Annotated in this window: 21 protein-coding genes and 2 pseudogenes; 6 read left to right on the forward strand and 17 right to left on the reverse strand. The window is 65.8% G+C overall.

Going from position 1 to position 23966, the window contains the following annotated elements:
- The first annotated feature begins 41 nt into the window (after nt 1-41).
- Complete coding sequence (locus ACSKB9_RS13710) at nt 42-443, forward strand: PaaI family thioesterase (RefSeq protein ID WP_438073747.1); 402 nt, start codon at nt 42-44, stop codon at nt 441-443.
- 50 nt (nt 444-493) lie between these two features.
- Here ACSKB9_RS13710 and ACSKB9_RS13715 read toward each other — a convergent pair whose 3' ends face one another.
- The 8 genes and pseudogenes from ACSKB9_RS13715 to ACSKB9_RS13750 form a co-directional block, all read right to left on the reverse strand.
- Nucleotides 494-1150, reverse strand: coding sequence for a class I SAM-dependent methyltransferase (locus tag ACSKB9_RS13715; protein WP_438073749.1), 657 nt, complete (start codon nt 1148-1150; stop codon nt 494-496).
- Between the two features lie 7 nt (nt 1151-1157).
- Nucleotides 1158-1652: a hypothetical protein gene (locus ACSKB9_RS13720; protein WP_438073750.1), complete on the reverse strand. Its 495-nt coding sequence runs from the start codon at nt 1650-1652 to the stop codon at nt 1158-1160.
- Nucleotides 1653-1699: 47 nt separating this feature from the next.
- On the reverse strand, nt 1700-4693 hold the full coding sequence (locus ACSKB9_RS13725) for an ATP-binding protein (protein ID WP_438073752.1): 2994 nt from the start codon (nt 4691-4693) through the stop codon (nt 1700-1702).
- On the reverse strand, nt 4657-4926 hold the full coding sequence (locus ACSKB9_RS13730) for a zinc ribbon domain-containing protein (protein ID WP_438073754.1): 270 nt from the start codon (nt 4924-4926) through the stop codon (nt 4657-4659). The genes ACSKB9_RS13725 and ACSKB9_RS13730 overlap by 37 nt, the downstream gene beginning before the upstream one ends.
- A gap of 80 nt (nt 4927-5006) precedes the next feature.
- A pseudogene (locus ACSKB9_RS13735) lies at nt 5007-6298 on the reverse strand (NAD(P)/FAD-dependent oxidoreductase).
- A gap of 192 nt (nt 6299-6490) precedes the next feature.
- Nucleotides 6491-7222, reverse strand: a complete 732-nt coding sequence (locus tag ACSKB9_RS13740) for an amino acid ABC transporter ATP-binding protein (RefSeq protein WP_438073756.1) — start codon at nt 7220-7222, stop codon at nt 6491-6493.
- The gene (locus ACSKB9_RS13745) at nt 7219-7872 is read right to left on the reverse strand and encodes an amino acid ABC transporter permease (protein ID WP_438073758.1); all 654 of its coding nucleotides are present in this window, start codon (nt 7870-7872) and stop codon (nt 7219-7221) included. The genes ACSKB9_RS13740 and ACSKB9_RS13745 overlap by 4 nt, the downstream gene beginning before the upstream one ends.
- 171 nt (nt 7873-8043) lie before the next feature.
- On the reverse strand, nt 8044-8811 hold the full coding sequence (locus ACSKB9_RS13750; protein WP_253607322.1) for an ABC transporter substrate-binding protein: 768 nt from the start codon (nt 8809-8811) through the stop codon (nt 8044-8046).
- 182 nt (nt 8812-8993) lie between these two features.
- Here ACSKB9_RS13750 and ACSKB9_RS13755 point away from each other — a divergent pair, with 182 nt between their 5' ends.
- Nucleotides 8994-9653, forward strand: coding sequence for a cupin domain-containing protein (locus tag ACSKB9_RS13755; protein WP_438073760.1), 660 nt, complete (start codon nt 8994-8996; stop codon nt 9651-9653).
- Nucleotides 9654-9869: 216 nt separating this feature from the next.
- Here ACSKB9_RS13755 and ACSKB9_RS13760 read toward each other — a convergent pair whose 3' ends face one another.
- The 3 genes from ACSKB9_RS13760 to ACSKB9_RS13770 are packed head-to-tail and all read right to left on the reverse strand — an operon-like array spanning nt 9870 to nt 13681.
- Entirely contained in the window at nt 9870-12137 is a 2268-nt protein-coding gene (locus ACSKB9_RS13760; protein WP_438073762.1) for a xanthine dehydrogenase family protein molybdopterin-binding subunit, read from the reverse strand.
- A gap of 3 nt (nt 12138-12140) precedes the next feature.
- Nucleotides 12141-13187 carry an FAD binding domain-containing protein gene (locus ACSKB9_RS13765; protein WP_438073764.1) on the reverse strand — a complete coding sequence of 349 codons (1047 nt, stop codon included), beginning with the start codon at nt 13185-13187 and terminating at the stop codon, nt 12141-12143.
- Nucleotides 13184-13681: a (2Fe-2S)-binding protein gene (locus ACSKB9_RS13770; RefSeq protein WP_057015174.1), complete on the reverse strand. Its 498-nt coding sequence runs from the start codon at nt 13679-13681 to the stop codon at nt 13184-13186. The genes ACSKB9_RS13765 and ACSKB9_RS13770 overlap by 4 nt, the downstream gene beginning before the upstream one ends.
- A gap of 151 nt (nt 13682-13832) precedes the next feature.
- Here ACSKB9_RS13770 and ACSKB9_RS13775 point away from each other — a divergent pair, with 151 nt between their 5' ends.
- Complete coding sequence (locus ACSKB9_RS13775; protein ID WP_076824361.1) at nt 13833-14465, forward strand: TetR/AcrR family transcriptional regulator; 633 nt, start codon at nt 13833-13835, stop codon at nt 14463-14465.
- A gap of 119 nt (nt 14466-14584) precedes the next feature.
- Here ACSKB9_RS13775 and ACSKB9_RS13780 read toward each other — a convergent pair whose 3' ends face one another.
- The 4 genes from ACSKB9_RS13780 to ACSKB9_RS13795 all read right to left on the reverse strand — a co-directional run bounded on the left by ACSKB9_RS13780 (nt 14585) and on the right by ACSKB9_RS13795 (nt 16631).
- Nucleotides 14585-15184 carry a hypothetical protein gene (locus ACSKB9_RS13780; RefSeq protein WP_438073766.1) on the reverse strand — a complete coding sequence of 200 codons (600 nt, stop codon included), beginning with the start codon at nt 15182-15184 and terminating at the stop codon, nt 14585-14587.
- A gap of 52 nt (nt 15185-15236) precedes the next feature.
- Nucleotides 15237-15425, reverse strand: a complete 189-nt coding sequence (locus tag ACSKB9_RS13785; RefSeq protein WP_438073768.1) for a hypothetical protein — start codon at nt 15423-15425, stop codon at nt 15237-15239.
- Nucleotides 15426-15461: 36 nt separating this feature from the next.
- On the reverse strand, nt 15462-15905 hold the full coding sequence (locus ACSKB9_RS13790; protein ID WP_253607315.1) for a hypothetical protein: 444 nt from the start codon (nt 15903-15905) through the stop codon (nt 15462-15464).
- 372 nt (nt 15906-16277) lie between these two features.
- The gene (locus tag ACSKB9_RS13795; RefSeq protein WP_438073770.1) at nt 16278-16631 is read right to left on the reverse strand and encodes a hypothetical protein; all 354 of its coding nucleotides are present in this window, start codon (nt 16629-16631) and stop codon (nt 16278-16280) included.
- Between the two features lie 146 nt (nt 16632-16777).
- On the opposite strand from ACSKB9_RS13795, the gene ACSKB9_RS13800 reads away from it, so the two are divergent.
- Together ACSKB9_RS13800 and ACSKB9_RS13805 are read left to right on the forward strand one after the other, a co-directional pair.
- Nucleotides 16778-16981: a hypothetical protein gene (locus tag ACSKB9_RS13800; RefSeq protein ID WP_016844551.1), complete on the forward strand. Its 204-nt coding sequence runs from the start codon at nt 16778-16780 to the stop codon at nt 16979-16981.
- A 384-nt stretch (nt 16982-17365) separates the two neighbouring features.
- Nucleotides 17366-20500 carry a multidrug efflux RND transporter permease subunit gene (locus tag ACSKB9_RS13805; protein WP_438073772.1) on the forward strand — a complete coding sequence of 1045 codons (3135 nt, stop codon included), beginning with the start codon at nt 17366-17368 and terminating at the stop codon, nt 20498-20500.
- Between the two features lie 23 nt (nt 20501-20523).
- Here ACSKB9_RS13805 and ACSKB9_RS13810 read toward each other — a convergent pair.
- Nucleotides 20524-21788 (reverse strand): annotated as a pseudogene (locus tag ACSKB9_RS13810) (D-amino acid dehydrogenase).
- A gap of 106 nt (nt 21789-21894) precedes the next feature.
- Nucleotides 21895-23223, reverse strand: a complete 1329-nt coding sequence (locus ACSKB9_RS13815; RefSeq protein ID WP_438073774.1) for an aspartate aminotransferase family protein — start codon at nt 23221-23223, stop codon at nt 21895-21897.
- Nucleotides 23224-23383: 160 nt separating this feature from the next.
- Between ACSKB9_RS13815 and ACSKB9_RS13820 the strand changes: the two genes are divergently transcribed.
- Nucleotides 23384-23932 carry a cupin domain-containing protein gene (locus tag ACSKB9_RS13820; protein WP_018273259.1) on the forward strand — a complete coding sequence of 183 codons (549 nt, stop codon included), beginning with the start codon at nt 23384-23386 and terminating at the stop codon, nt 23930-23932.
- The last annotated feature ends 34 nt before the right edge of the window (nt 23933-23966 follow it).

Raw genomic sequence — 23966 nt, forward strand, 5'->3', positions numbered from 1 at the left:
GAGCCAGACGGGCTGATACATTTGGACCGACAACAATTGCGGTGACCGGCTTGAGTGAAGCAAGCGCAGACGTGCCGCCCGGCGCGCAACTTCTTGGACGCGAGTGGCTGGGCTTCGACGGTGAAATCGCCACAGTCCGTTTCGAGGCCCAACCCTCGTTCACCAACCGCCACGGAACGATCCAGGGTGGTTTCCTTGCCGCGATGCTGGATTCAGCCACCGGTCTCGGCGCCCTCGCAGCGCTGCCCGCAACGCGGACCGTCGTGACCAGGACCCTCACCACGCGGTTTCTCAAACCGGCGCGCGTCGGCCCGATCACGGCCAAGGCGAAGGTCATCTCGCAGACCGACCGCGACATGATCGTCGAAGCCGATCTGATCGACGCCAGCGATGTGACGGTCGCCAGCGCCACGGCCGAGTTGCGGATTCTGGACAAGCGATAGTCCGCAGCCCGATCAGCGATCCCTACATCGCGCCAGCAGGGTGACTTCGTTCAGTCCGTAGCCGTCAATGGTCTCGACGGTGCAGCCAAGCTCGCGTTCGCAATAATCGATCCACGGCTCGGGGCTGGTGCAGAGAGCTGCACCGGCGACGCATCCGCATCCGCGGTGGCTGCGGCCTCCCCGGTGACGAAGTTGACGCTGAAGCCACGCAGGCTGGCGCGGCGCAGGTCGGCCAGCATCCCGGCGACAAATGCCTCCCAGGATCGACGGCAGCCGCCGACATCGACATTCATGATGCCGCTCGCGACCGAATAGGTCGCGCGACGCAGGCTGCCCTTGCCGACCTTGAAGCGGCGCCCCGGCGCCGAGAAACGGCGGCGCGCGCGGGTGATCATGGCGAGCGACAGGTCGATCCCGAGATAGTCGATCTCGGCTTGCGGATGGCGCCTTGCGAGATAGGCGCACAGCGCGCCGTATCCGCAGCCGATGTCGTTCAGGCTGAACGGTGCGGAGAAGTCGCAGAGCTTCAGCAACTGGACGAAGCGGAGGTCCTGGGTGGCCTGGCAGGACCAGTCCACCCCGCGCGGGGTGGCGCCGTATTTGGCGACCCGCGCGCTGTAGTAGGATTCGACATCGGCATAAAGGTCGGAGAACCGCGCCCGGTCGCCTTCGGCGCCGACACCTGCGGTCTCCGCTGCGATGCTCACGTCTTGCTCATTTCTTGGCTTTGGCCCGCCGCTGCTTCGCCATCGCGGCAAGCTCCTTGCGGGCGACCTGGCTTGGCTTGGTCGGGATCGACAGAACCCGATACGACTGGGTCGAGTAGATCAGCGGCGTATGGCCATCGGCTGCAAACGTCACCTTCGGATTTTCCTTCATGGCATGAACGCTAACGAGCACCGGCAGATACGGACCCTGCGTGAGCGCCTGTCGGAACGCCTGGACCACCCGCTTGTATCCGCTCACATTGGGCTGATCGGAAGGATAGTCCTTCAGCGTGCCGAGGAAAGTATACCAGCGCTTCCGCTCGATGCGGTCGGCCGGCTCGATCCCGATCAGCCGGAACGACTGTTCGAGGGGATGATTGGGAGAGAAGATGTCGAACTCCTTTTGCAGCTCCACCATCTCCATGATCCCGCCGGGACCAAACCGCTTGTTCAGCAGATCAAGGACATCGCGCGTCGTATCGTCTTGAATCATCCGTCCCATTAAAACCCCCTCAGTACCTTGTTTCCAGAAATGAAAAATCGTCGCGTCTAGCGTCGCTCAAGATGCAATCGAAGCTGATCGAGTTGTGGTGTGAAATAGACTGCCCCCGAGACATCGAGCAGATTCTGAGCGCCGCCGACAATCTCGTCAAGCTCCTCATGTGACGTGCTGCCCAAGGCGCAAATGATCAGGCCGCGCAGCACGGTCGCGTGCAACTCGGCGACGCGATCGGTCCTTCGCCGCGCGACCGTCAGCGCCTCGTCCACCGCTTGCAGGGCCGCATGGTGGTCGGCGGCGCGATAGAGCGCCTCGGCCAGATCCGCCAGCATGCGCGCCTCGAATTCGAGGCCGGCTCGCGCAGAGCGCGCAAAGTCGATCGCTTCCTGAAGCTGGGCGGCGGCAACCTTGAAATCGCCCGCGGCGCCGCTGGCGAGGCCGGCGCTGGCGAGCGCCGCGACCCGCAGATAGGGCGTGCCGGACTGCTCGGCCAGTTCGGCGATCCTCGCCGCATGCGGCTTGGCCAGTTCCGGCCGGCCGCGGCTCCAGCCCATCTCCACCATCGCAAAATGCGGAATGAACTGCACGACGGCGGCGAAGCGCTCCGGCTCGGCCCGCAGCACCTCGGCGATCCGCCGTTCGGCTTCGTCGAACCGGCCGAGCCGCACCAGAATTCTGGTGCCGAGACACCTGATCCAGTGCTCGACGTCGAAGCCGAGAATCTGGTTCGGGTTGAGGCCGAGTGTGACGTTGTTGTGAAAACCGCCCTGCTCGGCAATCGCGGCAACCGCCACCTGCCCGGCGTCGAGCGCCTCGGCAAGACGACCCGACAGGAAGAACGCCTGGCTCAGCATCGCATTGACCGTCGCAAACCGTCCGACGTCCCCGGTGCCGGAGGTGAGTTTCAAGGCGTCCTGCACGAGATTGACATAATCGTCGGCGGCCGCGGTCGCGGCCAGGATCCTGCCGTAGGCGCCGAGCAGGATCGGCTCGTGCACCGGGTCTGCCGCGCGTGCGTATTTGATCGCCTCTTCGGCGTAGGGCTTGACCTCTTCGGCGGACATTCCCTCACGCCAGCCGAAGTTGAGGATCTGGCCGCTCGACATCGCCCGCAGCCGGTTGACATATTCGGACGGCGGCTGGTCCTGCAGCAGGGCGCGAACCTTTTTCCAGCTTTTCATTGCCTCGGCGGAGTTGGTCTTGCCGATCCAGCGCGCCGCACGCTGCAAATGGGTGACCGCCTCCAGCGGCTGGCCCGCGGCCTCGTAGTGATAGGCGAGCAGCCCGGCAAACTCGTCGAGCTTGCCCCAGTCGAAGCCCTCGATGGCCTTGGCGACGGTCGCATGCAGCGTGGTCAGCCGCGACCGCAACTGGGTTGCGTAGGCCACCTCCTGGATCAACGGATGGCGAAACGCCAGCAGTCCCTTGTCGTAGGGCGGCAGGTCGTACAGCAGCTCGGCCTGGCGCAGCTGCGCGATGGCGTTCTGCAAATCGTCGTTCGGCAGCGCCGCGACCGGGCGCAGCACCGACATCGCGACCAGCCGGCCGATCACCGCCGCCGTCTCGAGCACCTGCTTGGCGATATCCTCGAGGTGATCGATGCGGGCGGCCACGACAGCCTGCACCGTTGCGGGCAGCGGCACCGCATCGACGCCATGCTTGAGCCGGTAGTTGCCGCGTTCGCCCTCGACATTGCCGCGCTCCACGACGGTGTTGGCAAGCTCCTCGATGAAGAACGGATTGCCCTGCGCGCGTTCGATGACATTGCTGCTCAGCGAGGCCAGCGAGGGATGCCTGCCGAAATGCTCGCGGAGCAGCTCGTTCGAATTGGACCACGGCAGCGGCGGGATGGCGATCTGACGGTAGTGCGACCGCTGCATGAAAGGTGCCGTGAAGCCCGGCCTGAAATTGACCACCAGCAACGTCGCCGTGCCGACGATGGCATCGACCAGCGTCTCGACGAACTCTTCGCTCGCGGCATCGATCCAGTGCAGGTCCTCGATCATGACGACCGCCGGCGTGTCCCCGGGGCGTGCATGCACCAGCGTTCGAACGAGATCGAGCAGTTGCAGCCGCAGCGCGCGCGGATCGAGCTTCGGTGCCGGATACGCCGGATCGGCCAGCCCGAGGAATTCGAGCAGCACCAGTAATTCCTGCTCCGACGCGGCCATCTCGGCAAAACGGTCGATGACGCGACGCCGGGATGTCTCGATCGGCTCCTTGGCGCGGATGCCGAAGATGTCGCGCAACAGCTCGAGCACGGGCTGGAACGGTGTTGCGCGGCCATGCGCCAGCACGCGGGCCTCGTAGACGCGAATGCCCTTGCGGCGGCAGTTTTCGGCGAACTCGAAGCAGAGCCGGCTCTTGCCGATGCCGGCATCGCCGACCATGCCGACGACCCGGCCGTCGCCGCCAACTGCACGCGACAGCTCATGCTCGAACGCCGCCATCTGCTCGGTGCGGTTGACCATCGAGGTCAAGCGGCGGCCGCTGCGGAAAACGTCGCTGGCGGGCGCGCTGAGCAGCCCGGTCAGCTTGAAGACCTCCACCGGCGTCGAGATGCCGCGAATGGTCTGCATGCCGAGCGGCATGACCTCGACGAATTGCCTGGCGCCGAGATAGGTGTCCCGCGTGATGAGGATCGCCCCCTCATCGGCCATCTGCTCCATCCGGTTGGCGATATGGACGTTGGCGCCGGCGGCGTCGTAGGTCTGATAGATTGTGTTTTCCACCGTTTGAACGACGACTTCGCCGGTGTGCAGCCCGACCCGGATCTGCATGCCGGGATCGGCGAGCCTGGCCACCGAATCCTGCATGGCGAGCGCGGCGAGACAGCCGCGGACCGCATGATCTTCATGCGGGCGCGGCGGCGCGCCGAACAGCGCCATGACGCCGTCACCCTGGATCTTGTTGACGATGCCGTCGTAGCGGTGGACGGCTTCCTTCATCAGGTCGAGCACCGGCTCCAGCCGCCGCATCCCGAGTTCGGGATCGCCGAGGCTGTCGATCAGATTGGTCGAGTTGCGGATATCGGCAAACAGCAAGGTGAGGTTCTTGCGTTCGCCGCCCTTGGTGCTGAGCGAACGCAGCAGCCGCTGCGAGGGCGCGTCGGGACGACGCTGCCCGCGGCGAGCGCGGTGCCGCAGCGGCCGCAGAAGCGGCTGGAGGGCCCGTTCACATGCTGACAGGAGTCACATTTGATGCCTAATGGCGCACCGCAATCTTCACAATAATCGTTGCCAGCCCGGTTCGCATGACCGCATCGCTCGCACTGCATGAACAGCCTTTCAGTAAAGACTGCGAATATATCCGACGCGCGAGATTAGCCCAGCACATTCTGTAATTGTGTTAAATGCCTCACACACCGAGGCGGTCCCGCACCCGGCCGGTCAGCACGGCCGCGGTGACGCCGACCCGCCAGAAGGCGTGCATCGGGATCGGCTTGATGCCGGTCACGGGCATGTCGATCTCGGCCTTGGGGCCGCCGATCAGCCGGCGCGCCAGCTCTGCGCCCATCGCGGTCGAGAGCGCGACGCCGCGGCCGTTGCAGCCGAGCGAGATCAGCAAATTCTCCGCGGGCTCATGGACATGCGGGTAGTGATCGGCGGTGATGGCAAGGCGGCTGTTCCAGCCGTGGGTCCAGCTGACGCCCTTGAGCTGCGGCCATAGCCGCTCGGCGTAACGGATCAGATAGGCGACGTCGGTCGGCTTGCTGATCCAGCGCATCGGGCCGCGGCCGCCCATCAAGAGCCGATTGTGCTGGTCGATGCGGTAATAGACCGTGATGTGGCCGCTTTCGTAGAGCGCCGGCCGGGTCGGCATGATCGCGCGCGCGATCGCCTCGGACAGCGGCGCGGTCGCCGCGATCGACGAGAACACCGGCACGATGCTGCGGCGAAGCGCCGCCAGAGATCATCGGTAAAGCCGTTGGTCGCGAGCAGCACCTTGTCGGCGAGCACGACCGCGCGCGGCGTCTCGATCCGCCAGCGGCCGCCGTCGCGGCGCAGCCGCAGCGCCGGGGTCTCGCCATGGACGGCGGCGCCAGCCCCGATCGCGGCGCGCGCAAGACCCCGCGCATAGCTCAGCGGATGCAGGTCGCCGCCGCGCGCATCCGGCATGGCGCAGAGGTAACGGTCGCTGCCGGTCATCTGGCGCATCTCGGCGGCGTCGAGCAGCTTCACCGGCATGCCACGCCGGATGCACTGCTTTGCGGTGGTCGCGATCGCCGCTGCGCTGGCTTCGTTGTAGGCGGCGCGCAGCGTGCCGTTCTGCCTGGCCTCGCAGGGGATCTGGTAGCGGCGGATCAAATCGTGCGTGAAGTTGGTGGTGCCGTAGGAGAATTCGATCATGCGGCGGCCGAGATCGGCGCCGAAATCCCGTTCGATCTGGTCCGGGTCGTGCTTCAGTCCCGGATTGGTCTGCCCGCCATTGTTGCCCGAGGCACCCCAGCCCGGCTCCTGCGCTTCGAGCACGGTCGCCAGCACGCCCTGCTCGGCGAGGTGCAGCGCGGTCGACAGGCCGGTGAAGCCGCCGCCGATGATCGCGACCGACACGCTCTTGTCCGACGTCAGCGGAGGCGTCGGCGTCGCCTGCACCGCGGTGTCGGCATAGAGGCTCGGTGGCAGCTTCAGGCGGGTGGGTGTGGTCATGACGAGAGCTCAGGTTTCACCTCTCCCATCGGGAGAGGTCGGCGCGCAGCGCCGGGTGAGGGATTCAGGTCCCACGAGAGCGCGTAACCCCTCACCCGGATTGCATCTAACGATGCAATCCGACCTCTCCCACAAGGGGAGAGGTAGACCATCGATGCTAAAACGGCCTGACCAAGCAGCATCACGAACCGATCACAGCGGATGCAGCACGCGGCGGAGGAAATCCTGGGTGCGCGGGTGCTGGGGTTGGTTGAGGACGGATTTGGCGGCGCCCTGCTCGACGATGACGCCGCCGTCGATGAACAGCACGCGGTCGGCGACGTCGCGGGCAAAGCCCATCTCATGGGTAACGACGACCATGGTCATGCCGTCGTCGGCGAGCTTGCGCATCACCGACAGCACTTCGCCGACCAGCTCCGGATCGAGCGCGGAGGTCGGCTCGTCAAACAGGATCGCCTTCGGCTGCATCGCCAGCGCCCGCGCGATCGCAACGCGCTGCTGCTGGCCGCCGGAGAGTTTTGGCGGGTGCACCTCGGCCTTGTCGGCGAGCCCGACCTGCGCGAGCAGCGCGCGGCCGCGGGCGATCGCCTGCTCGCGCGGCTCCTTCTTCACGTAAAGCGGCCCCTCGATGACGTTCTCGAGGGCGGTGCGATGCGGGAACAGGTTGAAGCGCTGGAACACCATCGAGACCTGGGTGCGGATCGCCACGATCGAGCGGTCACTGCTGTCGACGCGCGCGCCCTCGACGTTGATCTCGCCGCGATCGTAGCTCTCGAGCCCGTTGATGCAGCGCAGGATGGTCGACTTGCCGGAGCCGGACGGGCCGATGATGCAGACCACCTCGCTCCTCGCGACGGAGGCGGTGATGCCCTTCAGCACCTCGACCTTGCCAAAGCTCTTGTGGACGTCGCGGAGCTCGATCATTTGCGGTTCGCCTTGTTCTCGAAGTGCCGAACCAGCAGGATGAGCGGGATGCTCATGGTGAGATACATCAGCGCCACCAGGGTGAACACGCTGGTGTTCTTGAAGGTCGAGGATGCGATCAGCTTGCCCTGCAGCGCCAGTTCGGCGACCGTGATGGTGGACGCCTGCGAGGAATCCTTCAGCATCATGATCATGATGTTGCCGTAGGGTGGCAGGATGATCCGAACCGCCTGCGGCAGCACCACGCGGCGCATGGTGAGCCACCAGCCCATTCCGATGGTCTGCGCTGCCTCGATCTGCCCCTTGTCGATCGCCTCGATGCCGGCGCGGAAATTTTCTGCCTGATAGGCCGAATAGGCGATGCCGAGTCCGATGATCGCGGCCTGCAGCGCCGACAGCGCGATGCCGAAATCGGGCATCACGAAATAGATGTAGAACAGCAGCACGATGATCGGGATGCCGCGGATCACGTTGATCAACGAGGCGCTGAGCCCGACCAGGACGCCGATGCCGGACACCCGCATCAAGGCCCACACCAGCCCGAGCACGGTCGACAGCAACAGCGAGCCGATGGTGACGACGATGGTCAGCGAGACACCCTGCAGCAGGATCGGCACGAACTCGACGGCGTCATGGAAGAATTTTTGCATCGGCTCAAACGTATCCAGTCCCGACACTATTCGAACGTTACCTCCGTCATCCTGAGGAGCGGCGTCTTCGCCGCGTCTCGAAGGATGTACGGCCCGGCTGGTGGCCGTCGACCCTTCGAGGCTCGCTTCGCTCGCACCTCAGGGTGACGGATCACTTCGGGACATGAATACTCACGATGCGTTGGCCTTCTGGCCCCACTTTTCTAAGATCTTGGCGATCGTGCCGTTCGCCTTCAGCTTGGCGAGCGAGGCATTGATCTTCGCGAGCAGCTCCGTGTCGCTCTTGCGGACACCGATCGCGACGGTGCCGACGGTGACCGGCTTGTAGCCGTCGACCAAACGGACGTCGGCGAAATTGCCCTGCTGCAGATTGTAGGCGAGGATCGGATAGTCGGCGAAGCCGGCCTTGAGGCGGCCGGCATTCACGTCGCGCAGGATGTCGGGAATGGTATCGTAGACCTTGACCTCGCTGAACAGCCCGGTCTTCTTCAGCGCATCGACGAACGCCGTGCCGACCTGGGCGCCGACCACGGTGCCCTTCAGATCCTCCTGCGAGGCATAGGCCTTGGTGTCGGCCTTCGGCACCACCAAACCTTCACCATAGGTGTAGACCGGCTCGGAGAAGTCGATCACCTCCTTGCGCGCGGCGGTGGCGAACATCGCGGCGGCAATGATGTCGATCTTGTTCGCGGTCAGCGAAGGGATCAGCGCCGAGAACTGCATCGGCTCGATCTGCACGGTAAAGCCGGCATCCTTGCCGATCTCGGTGGCGAGATCGACCATGATACCCTGGATCGAATTGGTCTTGGTGTCGAGGAAGGTGAAGGGAATGCCGGTCGGGGTCGAGCCGACCTTCAGCACCTGCTGCGCCCCTGACGGCGCGCTCAAGGCAAGGGCAAGCGCCGCCACCGCGGCCTGGACGAGACGCTGAAACGACATCGCAACACCTCCCGAAGCTGGCCTTGGCGCCGCATCGCCCGCGCGTTTCGGGCTTTTGGTTGCGGTCGACGCCGTTCCGGCCTATTTTCACCAATATGAAATTGTGGTCACGAAACCGCGGCCAATGCAAGCGGTTTTCATGCACATGAAGGAAGCGGACTGACGTGAGCGGCGGCAAGAGAATGCGTAAAGGCGCGGCAGCGAAGCCCGCAACGGCACGCCGCGCGGCCAAGAAACCGGCCAGGAAACCGGCCGGCAAGCCGGCGGAGCCGGCGATGGATCTCGCGGTCGGACGCCGCATCCGCGACCTGCGCCGCAGCAAGGAAATGTCGCTGGAGGTGGTCGCCGCGCGCACCGATTTGTCGATCGGCTTCATCAGCCAGATCGAGCGCGGCCTGTCGTCGCCCTCGCTGCGCGTGGTGGCGACATTGGCCGACGTACTCGGCGTCGGCATCGCCGCGCTGTTCGGCGCGACGCCCAGGGATGACGGCGCCGGCGGCATCGTGACCCGCGAGGTGCAGCGCGCCGAGCTGAAGCTGTGGCGCACGGGAATTTCAAAGCAGCTGCTGAGCCCGGCCGGCAGCGAGAGCCGGCTCAACCTGTTCCTGGTGCATCTCGAGCCCGGCGGCAACACCGGCGACGAGTTCTATACCCATGACGGCGAAGAGGCCGGCCTCGTGCTCCAGGGCGAGATGACGCTGACGGTGGACACGGAGACCTGGACTCTGAAGCAAGGCGACAGCTTCAGATTCGCGAGCCGGAGGCCGCACCGGTTCTCCAATCCCGCGCGCGATGCGAAGGCCGTGGTGCTGTGGGTGAATTGCGTGACGGCGGCGGGGTGACGGCCCATCTCCCTCCGCCGTCGTCCCGGCGAAAACCATCCAGCGTCGTCCCGGCCTAGTGCGCAATTGCGCACGGGGGCCGGGACCCATTACCACCAACCTTGATTGTCCAAGGGGAAGCGGCCCAGCTCCTGCCATAACTCACATTCGTGGTTATGGGTCCCGGCTTTCGCCGGGACGACACCTGTTATTACGGAGCCCTCACGTCGAGCCGCATCACCTCAACCCCATCACCACTTCCTCGATCTTGATCGGGAAATTCCGCACGCGGATGCCGGTGGCGTGGAAGACGGCGTTGGCAACGGCGCCGGCGCTGCCGGTGATGCCGATCTCGCCGACGCCCTTGATGCCGAGCGGGTTCACATGGGGATCGTGCTCGTCGACCGTGATCACCTCCATCGGCGGCACGTCGGCATTCACGGGCACATGATACTCGGCAAGGTTCGCATTCAGGATGCGGCCGGACCGCTTGTCCATCACCGCCTCCTCGTGCAGGGCGAAGGAAAGGCCCCAGATCATGCCGCCGCGCAGCTGGCTCTGCACCATCAATGGATTGATGATGCGCCCTGCGGCGAACGCGCCAACCAGCCGCGTGGCGCGGATCTGGCCGAGCTCCGGATCGACCTTCACCTCGGCGAAGACAGCGCCATGCGCGTGCATTGCATATTGCGATTGCGCCGCCGGATCGGCCGCACCCGTGCCGGAGGCCTCGACCTCGGCAACGCCGGCGCGCGCCAGGATCTCGGCGTAGCTTTCGCTGCGCGCATCATCGTCGCGGCGATGGAGCCGCCCGGCCCGCGCCACCACGCCGGCATTGCCGGCGCCGAACAGCGGCGAGCGCTCATCGGAGGTCGCAAGCTCGGCGAGTTTTGCGATCACCGCCGCACCGGCATTGTGGATCGCGGCACCGACCGTTGCGGTGTGCGCGGAGCCGCCGGCGATGCCGGCATCCGGCAGGTCCGACGTGCCCGACAGGAACGAGATCTGCTCGAGATCAAGCGCCAGCGCATCGGCCGAGATTTGCGTGAGCGCGGTCCAGGCGCCCTGCCCCATGTCATGCGCGCCGCTCTCCATCACGCCGCGTCCGTCGGCGCGGATCACGGCCCGGGCATTGCCCTGGAACATCAGCGCCGGGAATGTCGCGGTGCCCATGCCCCATCCGACCAGAAAGCCGTTCTCGTCACGCATCTGCCTTGGCTGCAGCGGACGGCCCGCCCAGCCGAAACGTTCGGCCGCCTTGGCGTAGCACTGCCGCAGCGCCTTGGAGGAAAACGGCTTGCCGGTGGTCGGCTCGACCTCGGCATAGTTCTTCAGCCGGAATTCCAGGGGATCGATGCCGCAGGCGAACGCCGCCTCGTCGACCGCGCTTTCCAGCGCGATCGATCCGGTGGCCTCGCCCGGCGCGCGCATGAACAGCGGCGTGCCGGTGTCGACGCGCACCGCCTCATGCGCGGTGCGGATCGCCGGGCTGGCATAGAGCGTGTGCGAGGCGTCCGCCGCAGGCTCGTAGAAATCGTCGAAGCTCGACGTCGTGACGCGCGCCTCGTGATCAAGTGCGGTCAGCAGGCCGTTGTCACCAGTGCCGATCCGGATGCGCTGGCGGGTCTGCGGACGATGGCCGACCGGGCCGTACATCTGGCTCCGCCGCAGCACCAGCTTGACCGGACGTCCGACCAGTTTCGCCGCCATGACGCCGAGCACCTGCGGCCCGGAGACCAGGCCCTTGGAGCCGAAGCCGCCGCCGAGGAACGGGCTGTTGATGTGGATGTTGCCGGGCGGAATGCCGAACAGGCCGCCGATCCGCATCTGCGCCATCGCCATGCCCTGGCTCGGCGTGTCGAGGAACAAGCGATCGCCGTCCCACACCGCGACGATCGCGTGCGGCTCCATCGCGTTGTGATACTGCGCCGGCGTCTCGTAAGTTGCGTCGATCCGCTTCGATGCCGCGGCAAGGCCAGCATCGATATCGCCGTGCCGGACTTCGGCGGGATTACCGATGCCGACCACCGGCGGCGCGTAGGCTTCGCCGGCGTCGAGACCGACACGCGCGATCTCGACCTGATAGCGCGGCGACAGCAGCGCGGCGCCCTCGGTGGCGGCCTCCAGCGTCTCGGCGATCACGACCGCGATCGCTTGGTTGGCGTAGCGCACCTCGTCGCTCTGCAAGAGCTCCATGCGGAAGGCGAACGGATTGCCCTTGGCGTCGGGGTCTTCGGCGAGCTCCGGCTTGTGCGCCGGCGTCATCACGTCGATGACGCCGGGGTGGCGCTTGGCGGCGGCGACGTCGAGCGCGGTGACGCGGCCGCGCGCGATGCAGCTGGTCGCGATCACGGCATAGACCATGCCGGGCGGATGATCGTCGGCGGCATAGCGGGCCTTGCCGGTCACCTTCAGCGTGCCGTCGGTGCGGGTCAGCGGCTGGCCGATATTCGAGCCGTGCCTGAGATGGGCGGGGTCGCGGGTCAGATCGAGTTCAGCCGTCATGCGTTACGCTCCTGCAACGGATGAGAAGGGAGAGCCCGGCAGCGCGGGAATGCGATCCGGCGTGCCTGCAGCAGCAAGGGTGAGCGCGCGCACGACGATGCGCTGCGCGAGCTCGATCTTGAAGGCGTTGTCGCCGGACGGTTTTGCGCCCGCGAGCGCGGCGCGCGCGGCCTCGCGATAGGTCGCCGCATCCGGCGCGGCGCCCGCGAGCACCTGCTCGGCCTCGCGCGCTCGCCACGGCTTTGCCGCGACGCCGCCGAGCGCCAGCCGCGCCTCGCGGATCTTTCCATCCTTGATGCGCAAGCCGGCCGCGGCCGAGACCACCGCGAACGCGTAGGACGTGCGCTCGCGCACCTTGATGTAGCGGGCATGCCCGGAGAAGCCTTGCGCTTCGGCCGGCAGCCGCAGCGCGACGATCAGGTCGCCGCGCTCCAGCGCGGTCTCGCGCTCCGGCGTCTCGCCCGGCAGACGGTGCAGCGCCCCGAGCGGCAGCTCGCGCCGGCCGGTCTTGCCCTCGATCTCGACGACGGCGTCGAACGCGACCAGCGGCACGCAGAAATCCGACGGATGGGTTGCGATGCAGCCCTCGCTCCAGCCGAGCACCGCGTGCAGGCGGTTCTCGCCCTTCAGCGCGTCGCAACCGGCGCCCGGCCAGCGCCGGTTGCAGGCGCTGCCGGCGTCGTAGAAATAGGCGCAGCGCGTTCGCTGCATCAGGTTGCCGCCGACGGTCGCGGCATTGCGCAGCTGGGCGGACGCGCCCGACAGCAACGCCTCGGCGACCGCCGGATAGTCGCACGCAAACTCCGCATCATGCGCGAGATCGGCATTGCGCACCAGCGCGCCGATCCGCAAGCCGCCGTCGGCCAGATGCTCGATGCGGTCGAGCCCCGGCAGACGCGTGACGTCGACGAGAAGGCTCGGCCGGCTGACGCCGCCCTTCATCAGGTCGAGCAGATTGGTGCCGGAGGCGAGATAGCTCGCGCCCTTCTCGGATGCCGCCGCGATCGCGTCCGCGACGCTGGCCGGCCTGACATAATCGAAGTTCATCATGCGGAGCGCCTCTGCTTGGTCGCGTTGATGTCGGCCTGCGCCTCGAGCACGGCCTCGGTGATTCCTTGATAGGCCCCGCAGCGGCACAGATTGCCGCTCATGCATTCGCGCACGCGCTCCGGATCGTCGCCGGCCTGGCCTTCCTGGATCAGGCCGATGCCGCTCATGATCTGGCCCGGCGTGCAGAAGCCGCACTGGAAGCCGTCATGGGCGATGAAGGCGGCCTGCACCGGATGCAGCTGGTCGCCGCGCGCGACGCCTTCGATGGTTGTGATCTCGGCGCCGTCATGGCTGACGGCAAGCGCGAGGCAGGAATTGATGCGGCGGCCATCGACCAGGACGGTGCACGCGCCACACTGGCCGCGGTCGCATCCCTTCTTGGTACCGGTGAGGTCGAGCCGCTCGCGCAACAGGTCGAGCAGGGTTACGCGGGGGTCGTCGAGGGCAATTTCCCGGCGGACACCGTTGATAGTGAGGCTGAGTGGGAGATTCATGCAGGGCTCCGATCCGTGTATGGTCGGTTTGAATCGAGGCAACGGAAGCCCGTGGCCGCCGATGCAGGATCGGCGCGCCTTGTCAGGCCCGGTGCTGGTCGCCATATACGGAGGCATCCTCCGTTTACAAGGGAGGGTGAAAGAAAAAGCGATGGCCGCTCGATCACCAGAAATTGCACGCAAGCCCCGCGCCGACGCCGTGCGCAATCGCGAGCGCGTGCTGGAAGCGGCCAAGGCCGTGTTCTCGGCCGGCGGCAGCGAGGCGAGTCTCGAGGCGGTGGCGCGCCATGCCGGCGTCGGCATCGGCACGCTCTATCGCCACTTCCCAACGCGCGAAGCGCTCTATGAGGCGGTCTACCGCCGCGAGGTCGAGCAGCTCGGCGATCTGGCCGAGCAACTGCAATGCGCGCCCGAGCCGGTCGAGGCGCTGCGGCGCTGGCTGCGCGCTAACGTGGAATTCGTCGCCACCAAGAAGGGCATGGTCGCAGCACTGGCGCTGGTCGCTCACGGCTCGACCGAGCTGCACGCCTATTCGTTCGACCGCCTGACCAAGGCGATCGGCACCCTGCTCGCGCGCGCGGTCGCGGCCGGTGCGATCCGTGGCGACATCAGCGCCGAGGACGTGCTGCGGGCGCTGATCGGCATGTGCTACATGCACGACCAGCCCGGCTGGCAGACCACTGCGCTCCGGCTGTTGGACGTATTCGTGGACGGCTTGCGGGTGCAGCCGGTCGGCACAACGGCGAAGCCTGCGAAGAAAGCCAACCCAAAGCCGTCGCGCTGACCTTACCCATCGTAGCCCGCATGAGCGCAGCGACATGCGGGACCGACTGCCCCGGATGTCGCGGAGCCTGTCATCGGCGGGCCATCGCGCGACCCGTTGGCTCAACGGGCTATGCTTGTTCAGGCCTCCATGTTGAAGAGGATGCCGAGCGGCAGCCGGGGTCCTGCCGGATTGACATGAAGCACCGCATCGATGGTGCGCGCGGCGGGGGATGACGGCTTCATCCAGTCAAGATGACCGGCGAGCCAGGATCGCGGTTCCGCAGCCAGCACGATCGCCGCCCCCCAGTCATCCAGCGGATTGTCGCGGGCCAGCGCCTGCTCGCGGCCGGGAATGGTTGTGCCGGCGGCGCCCATCAGATGATGCAGCACCGCCTTGGCAAGCAGGTCGTCGAAACGTCCGTCATCGACCCGTTCGCTCCCGACCGCATCGATCGCGAACAGCGCGTCGGCTTCGGCGCGACTGACCGAATGTCCGGCGCGACCGGCGGCACAGAGGATGCGCGCACATAGCGCGGCGTCGGCGGCGTCGATCGTTCGCGAGAAATGCGCCCGGCCGGCCACCGTGGGTCCCTCGCCCGCGATGATGTCGCAATACACCAGCGCGAGCGCCGCGGCGCTGCGGGCCGCAGCGTCGGACGTTGACCTCGCGATTTCGGCAACAAGATCCTCCGCGCCGCGAGGCGCATGCTGGGGCAGCTCAAACTCATGGGCACGCATCGATCGCTCTGCTGTTGATTGCCGCCCGCCCCACGATGGCGGCGGCCACCGCTCAAGGACGTCCGGTGCGTGGCCGCAGCCACCGCATGATGATTTCATGCGGTGTTCGACGGCTGCTGCGCGGCAGGTCGTGCCGCTGCGGCGACGCCGTTGCAAAGGCGGCCGCCTGCTCGCTGGATTGCCGTTTCTCGCGCGCCAGCAACATCCAATCGCGGATCACGGCGCGTCGCACCTTGGACATGGTGATTTCCCCTCGCGATAAGCCGCGTTCAGCGCGTCAGGCCGCAAGCTGCAGCGGATGGGCTTGCGACCTCCGTGCCGACAGCGCGCAGCCGTACTGATGCACGATGCCCTGCTCGACGACGAAGCCGCGCCGCTCCAGCGACGCTCGCAGGCTTTGGTTGGCCGAGGGCTTCTGGGCATCGACCCACACCACCAGCACCGCACGGGCGCTAAGGACATTCGTCAACCAGTCCAGCGCCGGCTCGAGCGAGAGAAGCGTGCGCCGCCGCCAATCGACCAGCGCAACGTCGTACTGACCGGCGGGGCGGCCGCAATTGCCCGACGCCGCCGCGCGCGCGTAGCCGCGCCGCTGCAGCTCGAACATCAATTCCATGCTCCTCGTGCCGGCCACGACGATGCGCTGTTGCGTCGTGCAGCCGGCAAGCGCGATCATCGGCTCGATGATCCGGTCGCCGATAGCAATCTGAAGCGAAGACATGACATCACCTTTCGGTTCGCTGCCGCGCTCGCGGCCGAACCTCAACGGTCTGGCCTGCACGCGAGAGTGTCTGCGTCGGGCTCAATATCTTCAGGGCGGGATATGAATTCGAGAGCGCCGCGGGCTCTACGGCATATGAGCCGCATAGGCCCGCGCCGGATGCGATGGCTGCGGTCGCTGAGCACGGTGGCCGCGCAAGTGTGCTAAAGTGCACAGACGATCAGGTTGGCATTCGGTTAGATCGTCGCATTGCCAAGCCTGGTACATACATATCTGTTCATATTCGCGATCCGGCCCGGCCATCGTGCCGGGCTTTTTCGTTGCCCATCGCGCCGTAACGAAAAGCCCCGCACTGAGGCGGGGCTTTCGCGATCACCGCGGATTGGTCCGCGTTCCGCTGTTGTTGCCGGGCAGGTTCGATGTCCCGGTCCCGGTCGCGGGATTGTTGTTCGGGTCGGTCGAGTAGTTCGGCGTCGAGGTGCCTGGGTTGTTCATGTTGCCGGTCGTGCTGCCGGGCGGATTGCTCATTCCCGAGCCTGTTCCCGTCCCGGTGGTGCCGCCGGTGCCGGTTCCTGTGCCGGAGTTTCCGGTCCCCGCCCCTGCACTCGCGCCGCCGGCCGATCCTCCACCGGCGCCGCCCCCACCGCCGCCGCCACCCTGCGCAAAGGCGAGCGGGGTGGACAGCATCATGGCCGCAGCCAATCCGATCGTTGCCAGTTTCTTCATGTGAGGTCCTTTCCTGGTTCGACCGGAAGCAACGTGGACCGCAAGGCGGACGTTCCTGGACGGCAGGACATGCATCCGACGCGCGCTCGCGAGGAACATGACGCTGGCTGTCCTGTTGAGCAGGATAGCGTTCCCGGAGGTGCGCGATGAAGACACTTCAAATGCAGCACGAGATCACGGCCGAACTGGAAAGACGATCCGGTGTCACAGGCCTGAAGCTGATCCGGCTCAAGGGCTATACGCCGAGCTGGGATCTCGGCGGCACCCGCGAGACCGCGCTGGATGAGGCGAAGGAAAAAGAACTTCGCGACATCGTGACCAGGATGCAGGACGAGTTCGACATCGCCTAGGACCGCTGCACGAGCAAGTTGCACCGGACAAGCGGCGCCTGAACAATCATGACGCCCCCTCGTGGCGTCGAGCCAACCGCGCGCGCAATAATATGTCGTCCCACGATATATTCTGCGCCAGCGACATTTTTGACGCTTCCCAAACGGCGATAACGGCACGCGAATTCCGGCCATTGAACGAACGTCGAATGTGCGATCCGACGTTTCCATTCGCGCGGCATGCCCCGGAATGATTATGCTGGCAAAAAACAGGTAGACGCGGAGGCAGCTCCGCGATCTGCCGATTGGCCATGGCGAGGAAAACGCGCGTTCGCGCTCGAGCTTTCGAGGACGACTCCCGACCTTCGGGAAAAGATGCGCCTGCCGTTCATTTGGATCGCAGAAATGAACGAGAGCATCTCATCTCGGTTTATCCGCTACCCGATCGGCACCTCGCTGCTGATGGCCGGCATTCTGTTCGTCGGAATGGTCGCCTATCCCCTGTTGCCGGTCGCGCCGCTGCCGCAAGTCGACTTTCCGACCATCCAGATCTCCGCAAGTCTGCCCGGCGCCAGCCCGGAAACCATGGCCTCCTCGGTTGCGCAGCCGCTGGAGCGGCAATTCGCGCAGATTCCGGGCATTGCCCAGATGACCTCGACGAGTTCGCTCGGGTCGACCGCAGTCACCATTCAGTTCGATCTGAACCGCAGCATCGACGGCGCCGCCAATGACATCCAGGCGGCGATCAATGCCGCAGGTGGCCAGTTGCCCAAGAACCTGCCGACGCCGCCGACCTATCGCAAGGTCAACCCGGCGGACTCGCCGATCCTGCTGCTGTCGGCGACCTCGGACACCCTGCCCCTCATCACCGTGAGCGACGCGGTCGACGCCCAGCTCGGGCAGCAGATCAGTCAGATCTCGGGCGTCGCCCAGGTGTTCATCGGCGGGCAGCAGAAGCCTTCGATCCGCGTGCAGATCGATCCCGCCAAGCTGGTCGCCAAGGGGCTCTCGCTGGAAGATATCCGCGGCCAGATCGCCATCACGACGACAGACAGTCCGAAGGGCAACATCGACGGCACGAGCCGTGCCTACACGATCTACGCCAACGATCAGTTGCTGGATGCCAAGGACTGGAATGACGTGATCATCGCCTACCGCAACGGCGGCCCGTTGCGGATTCGCGACATCGGCCAGGCCGTCGCCGGGTCGGAGGACATGAAGCGGGTCGCCTGGGCGGACGGCAAACGCGGCGTGTTCCTCGTCATCTTCAAGCAACCCGGCGCCAACGTCATCGGAACGGTCGACAGGATCAAGGAGCAGCTTCCAAGGCTCGTCGCCGCGATTCCGCCCGCCATCAAGATCAAGATCATCAGCGACCGGACATTGACGATCCGCGCCGCGGTCGAGGACGTGCAGATCACGCTGCTCATCACCATCGTTCTGGTCGTCATGGTAATCTTCCTGTTCCTGCGCAGCTTCTGGGCGACGGTGATTCCCGCCGTGACCGTGCCGCTCGCGCTGCTCGGCGCCTGCGCGCTGATGTGGGTGTTCGGCTACACGCTCGACAACCTTTCGCTGATGGCACTGACGATCGCCGTCGGCTTCGTGGTCGACGATGCCATCGTGATGCTGGAAAACATCACGCGATACGTCGAGCAGGGCGCGCGGCCGCTCGCCGCGGCATTGCAGGGCGCCGGCGAGATCGGGTTTACCATCCTGTCCATCAGTATCTCGTTGATCGCGGTGCTGATCCCGCTGCTGCTGATGGGTGGCGTGATCGGCCGACTGTTCCGCGAATTCGCGGTGACCTTGGCGATGGCGATCTTCGTCTCCCTGGTGGTGTCGCTGACGCTGACGCCGATGATGGCATCGCGCTTCCTGCGCGCGCATGGTGAAACCAGGCACGGCCGGCTCTACCAATGGAGCGAGGCGGCATTCGACAGGATGCTGCATGCCTATGAGCGAGGGCTTGATCGGGCGCTGAGCTGGAGCCGGACCACGCTCTGCATCTTCTTCGCGACGGTCGCACTGTCGGTCTATCTGTTCCTGATCATTCCGAAGGGATTCTTCCCGCAACAGGACAATGGCTTCCTGAACGCGGTGTCGGAGATGGCCCAGGATATCTCTTTCGCCGACATGGAGCGGCACCAGGAAGAACTCAGCAGGATCGTTCGGGCCGATCCCGCGGTGGAGAGCATGGCCGAGTTCATCGGCGGCGGCGGCACCGCGCTGAATTCGGGTCGCATGTACATCACGCTGAAGCCGCGCGAGGAGCGCGACGCGAATGCGCAGCAGATCATCACGCGGCTGCGGCCGAAGCTCGAGGCGGTCGAGGGAGCACGTCTCTACATGCAGGCGTCCCAGGACGTCCGGCTGGGCGGCCGCGCCACGCGGACGCAGTTCGAATACACGCTGCAGGATGCAAAGCTCGACGAGCTGAACGAATGGGCGCCGAAGATTCTGGCCAGGATGAAGACGCTGCCGGAACTGCGCGACGTCGCCACCGACCAGCAGACCGAGGGAACGACGCTGACGCTGACCATCGATCGCGACACCGCGTCCCGCTTCGGTATCCAGCCGCAATTGATCGACGACACGCTGTACGACGCGTTCGGCCAGCGCCAGGTGACCCAATACTTCACCCAGCTCAACAGCTATCACGTCATCCTGGAGATCCTCCCCGAATTGCAGGGCAAGCTCGACACGCTCAACAAGCTCTACATCAAGTCGCCGACCACGGGGAACGAGGTACCGCTCTCCGTGTTCTGCAAGTGGACCACGATTCCGGTGCGCCCGCTCGCGATCGCACACCAGGGGCAGTTTCCGGCGACCACGATCAGCTTCAACCTCGCGCAAGGGGTGGCGCTCGGCCAGGCCACTGATGCGATCCAGAACGCCGTCGCCGATCTCGGTGCTCCAGCCACGCTCAGCTCGAGTTTCCAGGGCACCGCGCAGGCCTTCCAGCAATCACTGAGCTCGGTGCCGCTGCTGATCCTGGCCGCGCTGGTCGTGGTCTACTTGATCCTCGGCGTGCTCTATGAGAGCTACATCCATCCGCTCACGATCCTGTCCACGCTGCCGTCGGCCGGGGTCGGCGCGCTGGCAATCCTGATGGCGTTCGGATTCGATTTCAGCCTGATCGCGCTGATCGGCATCATCCTCTTGATCGGGATCGTGAAGAAGAACGGCATCATGATGGTCGACTTCGCGATCACCGCCGAACGGGACGAGCACCTATCGCCGCGTGAATCGATCCGGAAAGCGGCCCTGCTGCGCTTCCGCCCGATCATGATGACGACGATGGCGGCGCTGCTCGGCGGCGTCCCGCTGATGCTGGGCACCGGAACGGGATCGGAAATCCGCCAACCGCTCGGCTATGCGATGGTCGGCGGCCTGATCGTGAGCCAGGCGCTCACGCTGTTCACGACGCCGGTCGTGTATCTCTATCTCGACCGGTTCTCGAATGCGCTGTCGAGCTGGACGGCAACGAAGCGCGACGACGATGTCGAACCGTCCGTGACCAGGAACGCCGCCGAATAGTGGCTCGCGTGCGGCAATGGGGCTTACCCGAACCTGACATCGTAGCGCTTGATCGACAGCTCCTTGGTGTCGATCTCGGCTTCTTCCCCGAGAGCATGTCCGCCAGCACCCGGCCCGAGCCGCAGGCCATGGTCCAGCCGAGCGTGCCATGACCGGTGTTGAGGTGCAGATTGGCAAAGCGCGTAGCGCCGATCACCGGCGGGCCGTCCGGTGTCATCGGGCGCAGCCCGCACCAGAAGGTGGCCCTGGGCAGGTCGCCGCCGCGCGGAAACAGGTCGGTCAGCGAATGATCCAGCGTCGCGCGCCGCGCGGCGTAGAGCTTGGTCGAATAGCCCGAGATCTCGGCGGTGCCGCCGACCCGGATGCGATCGCCGAGCCGGGTGATCGCGACCTTGTAGCTCTCGTCCATCACGGTCGATTCAGGCGCGCCGGACGCGTCCTTGATCGGCACGGTGATCGAATAGCCCTTGACCGGATAGACCGGCAGCGAGATGCCGAGCGGCCGCAGCAGGATCGGCGAATAGCTGCCGAGCGCCAGCACATAGGCGTCCGCCGTCATCATCCCGGCGCTGGTCGCGACGCCGGTGATCCGGGTCGTGTCCGCATTCAGTCCATCGATGCCGACATTGAAGCTGAAGCGCACGCCGAGCTTCTCGGCTTCCAGCGCCAGGGCCTGCGTGAACATGTGGCAGTCGCCGGTCTCGTCGTGCGGCAGCCGCAGCCCGCCGGCGAACTTTTCCTTCACGCCGGCCAGCGCGGGCTCGGCGGCGATGCAGCCCTCGCGGCCGAGCACCTCGAACGGCACGCCGTACTGCTTCAGCACCGCGATGTCGTCGCCGGTGTGATCGAGCTGGGCCTGCTCGCGAAACAGCTGCAGCGTGCCGCGCGCACGCTCGTCATAGCGGATGCCGATCTCGCTGCGCAGCGCCTGCAGGCAGTCGCGGCTGTATTCCGCGATCGGGATCATCCGGCTCTTGTTCACCGCGTAGCGCGCAGTCGTGCAGTTGCGCAGCATCTTCAAGAGCCAGAGCCACATCACGGGATCGAGCTTGGGGCGGATCACCAGCGGGCCGTGCTTCATCAACAGCCACTTCACCGCCTTGACCGGCACGCCGGGGCCGGCCCACGGCGATGAGTAGCCCGGCGACACTTCGCCGGCATTGGCAAAGGAGGTTTCCAGCGCGGGCTTGGGCTGACGGTCGATCACCGTCACCTCGTGGCCGGCGCGCGCAAGGTAATAGGCAGAGGTGACGCCGATCACGCCACTGCCGAGAACAAGGACCTTCACTTTTCCTCACATCCTGCAGCGAAAACGCAATCGCCGCTGCGAAACCACTCTGCTTCGCAACGGCGACAGCAATTTGTAGAGCTAGCTAGTATCTAGCTAGCAATTATCAGGCCACGCGCTTGATGGCGTCGCCGAGGATCGAGACGATGTCGTCGATGTGCGACTTCTCGACGATCAAAGGCGGCGACAATGCCAGCGAGTCGCCGCTCATGCGGAAGTAGAGGCCGCGATTGAAGCAATCGACCATGATGTCGTAGCCACGCGCACCGACGGCGCCATCGCGCGGCGCGACTTCGACCGCGCCCATCAGGCCCTGATTGCGGATGTCGACCACGTTCGGCAGGCCCTTCAGCGAATGCAGGGCATCGCGCCAGTAGTCGGCGAGCGAGGCGCCGCGGGTCAGCAGAGCTTCGTCCTTGTAGATGTCGAGCGTGGCAAGACCCGCCGCGCAGGCCACCGGATGTGCCGAATAGGTGTAGCCGTGGAACAGCTCCATGGCGTTGTCCGGGCCGACCATCAGCCCGTCATGGATCTGGCGGCTGGTGAACACCGCGCCGCACGGCACGGTGCCGTTGGTGATGCCCTTCGCAGTCGTCATCATGTCGGGCGTCACGCCGTAGAAGTTGGCGGCGAACGGGGTGCCGAGGCGGCCGAAGCCGGTGATGACCTCGTCGAAGATCAGGAGGATGCCGTGCTTGGTGCAGAGCTCGCGCAGGCGCTGCAGATAGCCCTTCGGCGCCGGCAGCACTGCGGTCGAGCCCGGCACCGGCTCGACGATCACCGCCGCGATGGTGTCGGCGCCATGCAGCGCCACCATCCGCTCGACGTCGTCGGCGAGCTCGACGCCGTGCTCCGGCTGGTCCTTGGCGAAGGCGTTGCGGGCGAGATCGTGGGTATGACGGATGTGGTCGACGCCGGGCAGATGGGTCGCGAACTGGCGGCGGTTGGCGACCATACCGCCGACCGACATGCCGCCGAAGCCGACGCCGTGATAGCCGCGCTCGCGGCCGATCAAACGGGTGCGGGTCGGCTGGCCGGCGGCGCGGTGATAGGCCAGCGCGATCTTCAGTGCGGTATCGACCGATTCAGAGCCCGAATTGGTGAAGAAGACGCGATCCAGCCCCTTCGGGGCGATCTCGGCGAGCCGCTCGGCGAAATCGAACGCCAGCGGGTGACCCATGTTGAACGAGGGCGCGAAGTCCAAGGTCGACAGCTGCCGCTCGACCGCGGCCGCGATCTGCGGGCGGCCGTGGCCGGCGTTGACGCACCACAGGCCGGCGGAGCCGTCGATCACCTGCCGGCCGTCGACCGAGGTGTAGTACATGCCCTTGGCGGAGGAGAACAGCCGCGGCGCCTTCTTGAACTGCCGGTTGGCCGTGAACGGCATCCAAAACGAGTCGGTCTTGATGGTGTTCGGAATCTGATGAACGGTCACGGCGGCGCTCCATTGCTGACTGATGCTAGTCGGACCACTCTTCCAGGCACTCAACAAGTCCTTTTCTGCCGCAGCGCAAGCCATTGATCTTGTTGAGGCGGTCTGCCAAGATTTGTTCGATCCGCAACACCTGCAACAGGGATTTGCCAAGGGGACTGCCATGAGCGTCGACATCGGCGGTCGGCTTCGATTCATCCGCGCGCGGCACAAGCTGTCGCAGCGCGAGCTCGCCAAGCGCTCCGGCGTGACCAATTCGACGATTTCGCTGATCGAATCCAACCAGATGAACCCGTCGGTCGGCGCCCTCAAGCGCATCCTCGACGGGATCCCGATGGGGCTCGCCGAATTCTTCGCGATCGAGCCGGAGCGGCCGCGCAAGGCGTTCTATCGCGCCGACGAACTGACCGAGATCGGCAAGAAGCCGATCTCCTATCTGCAAATCGGCGACAGCCTGTTCGGCCGGGCGTTGCAAATCCTGAAAGAGCGCTACGAGCCCGGCAGCGACACCGGCCGGGTGCCGCTGGTGCATGAGGGCGAGGAAGGCGGCATCGTGGTCTCGGGCCGGCTCGAGGTCACGGTCGACGACGAGCGGCGGGTGCTCAACGCCGGCGACGCCTATTACTTCGAAAGCCGCCGCCCGCACCGCTTCCGCTGCATCGGCGCCAAGCCGTGCGAAGTGATCTCGGCCTGCACGCCGCCGACATTTTGAACCCGGCGCGCGCGGCGGGCGACCCAAGCCGCAG

Source organism: Bradyrhizobium sp. BR 1433, from assembly GCF_051547665.1.
GTDB lineage: Bacteria > Pseudomonadota > Alphaproteobacteria > Rhizobiales > Xanthobacteraceae > Bradyrhizobium > Bradyrhizobium australafricanum.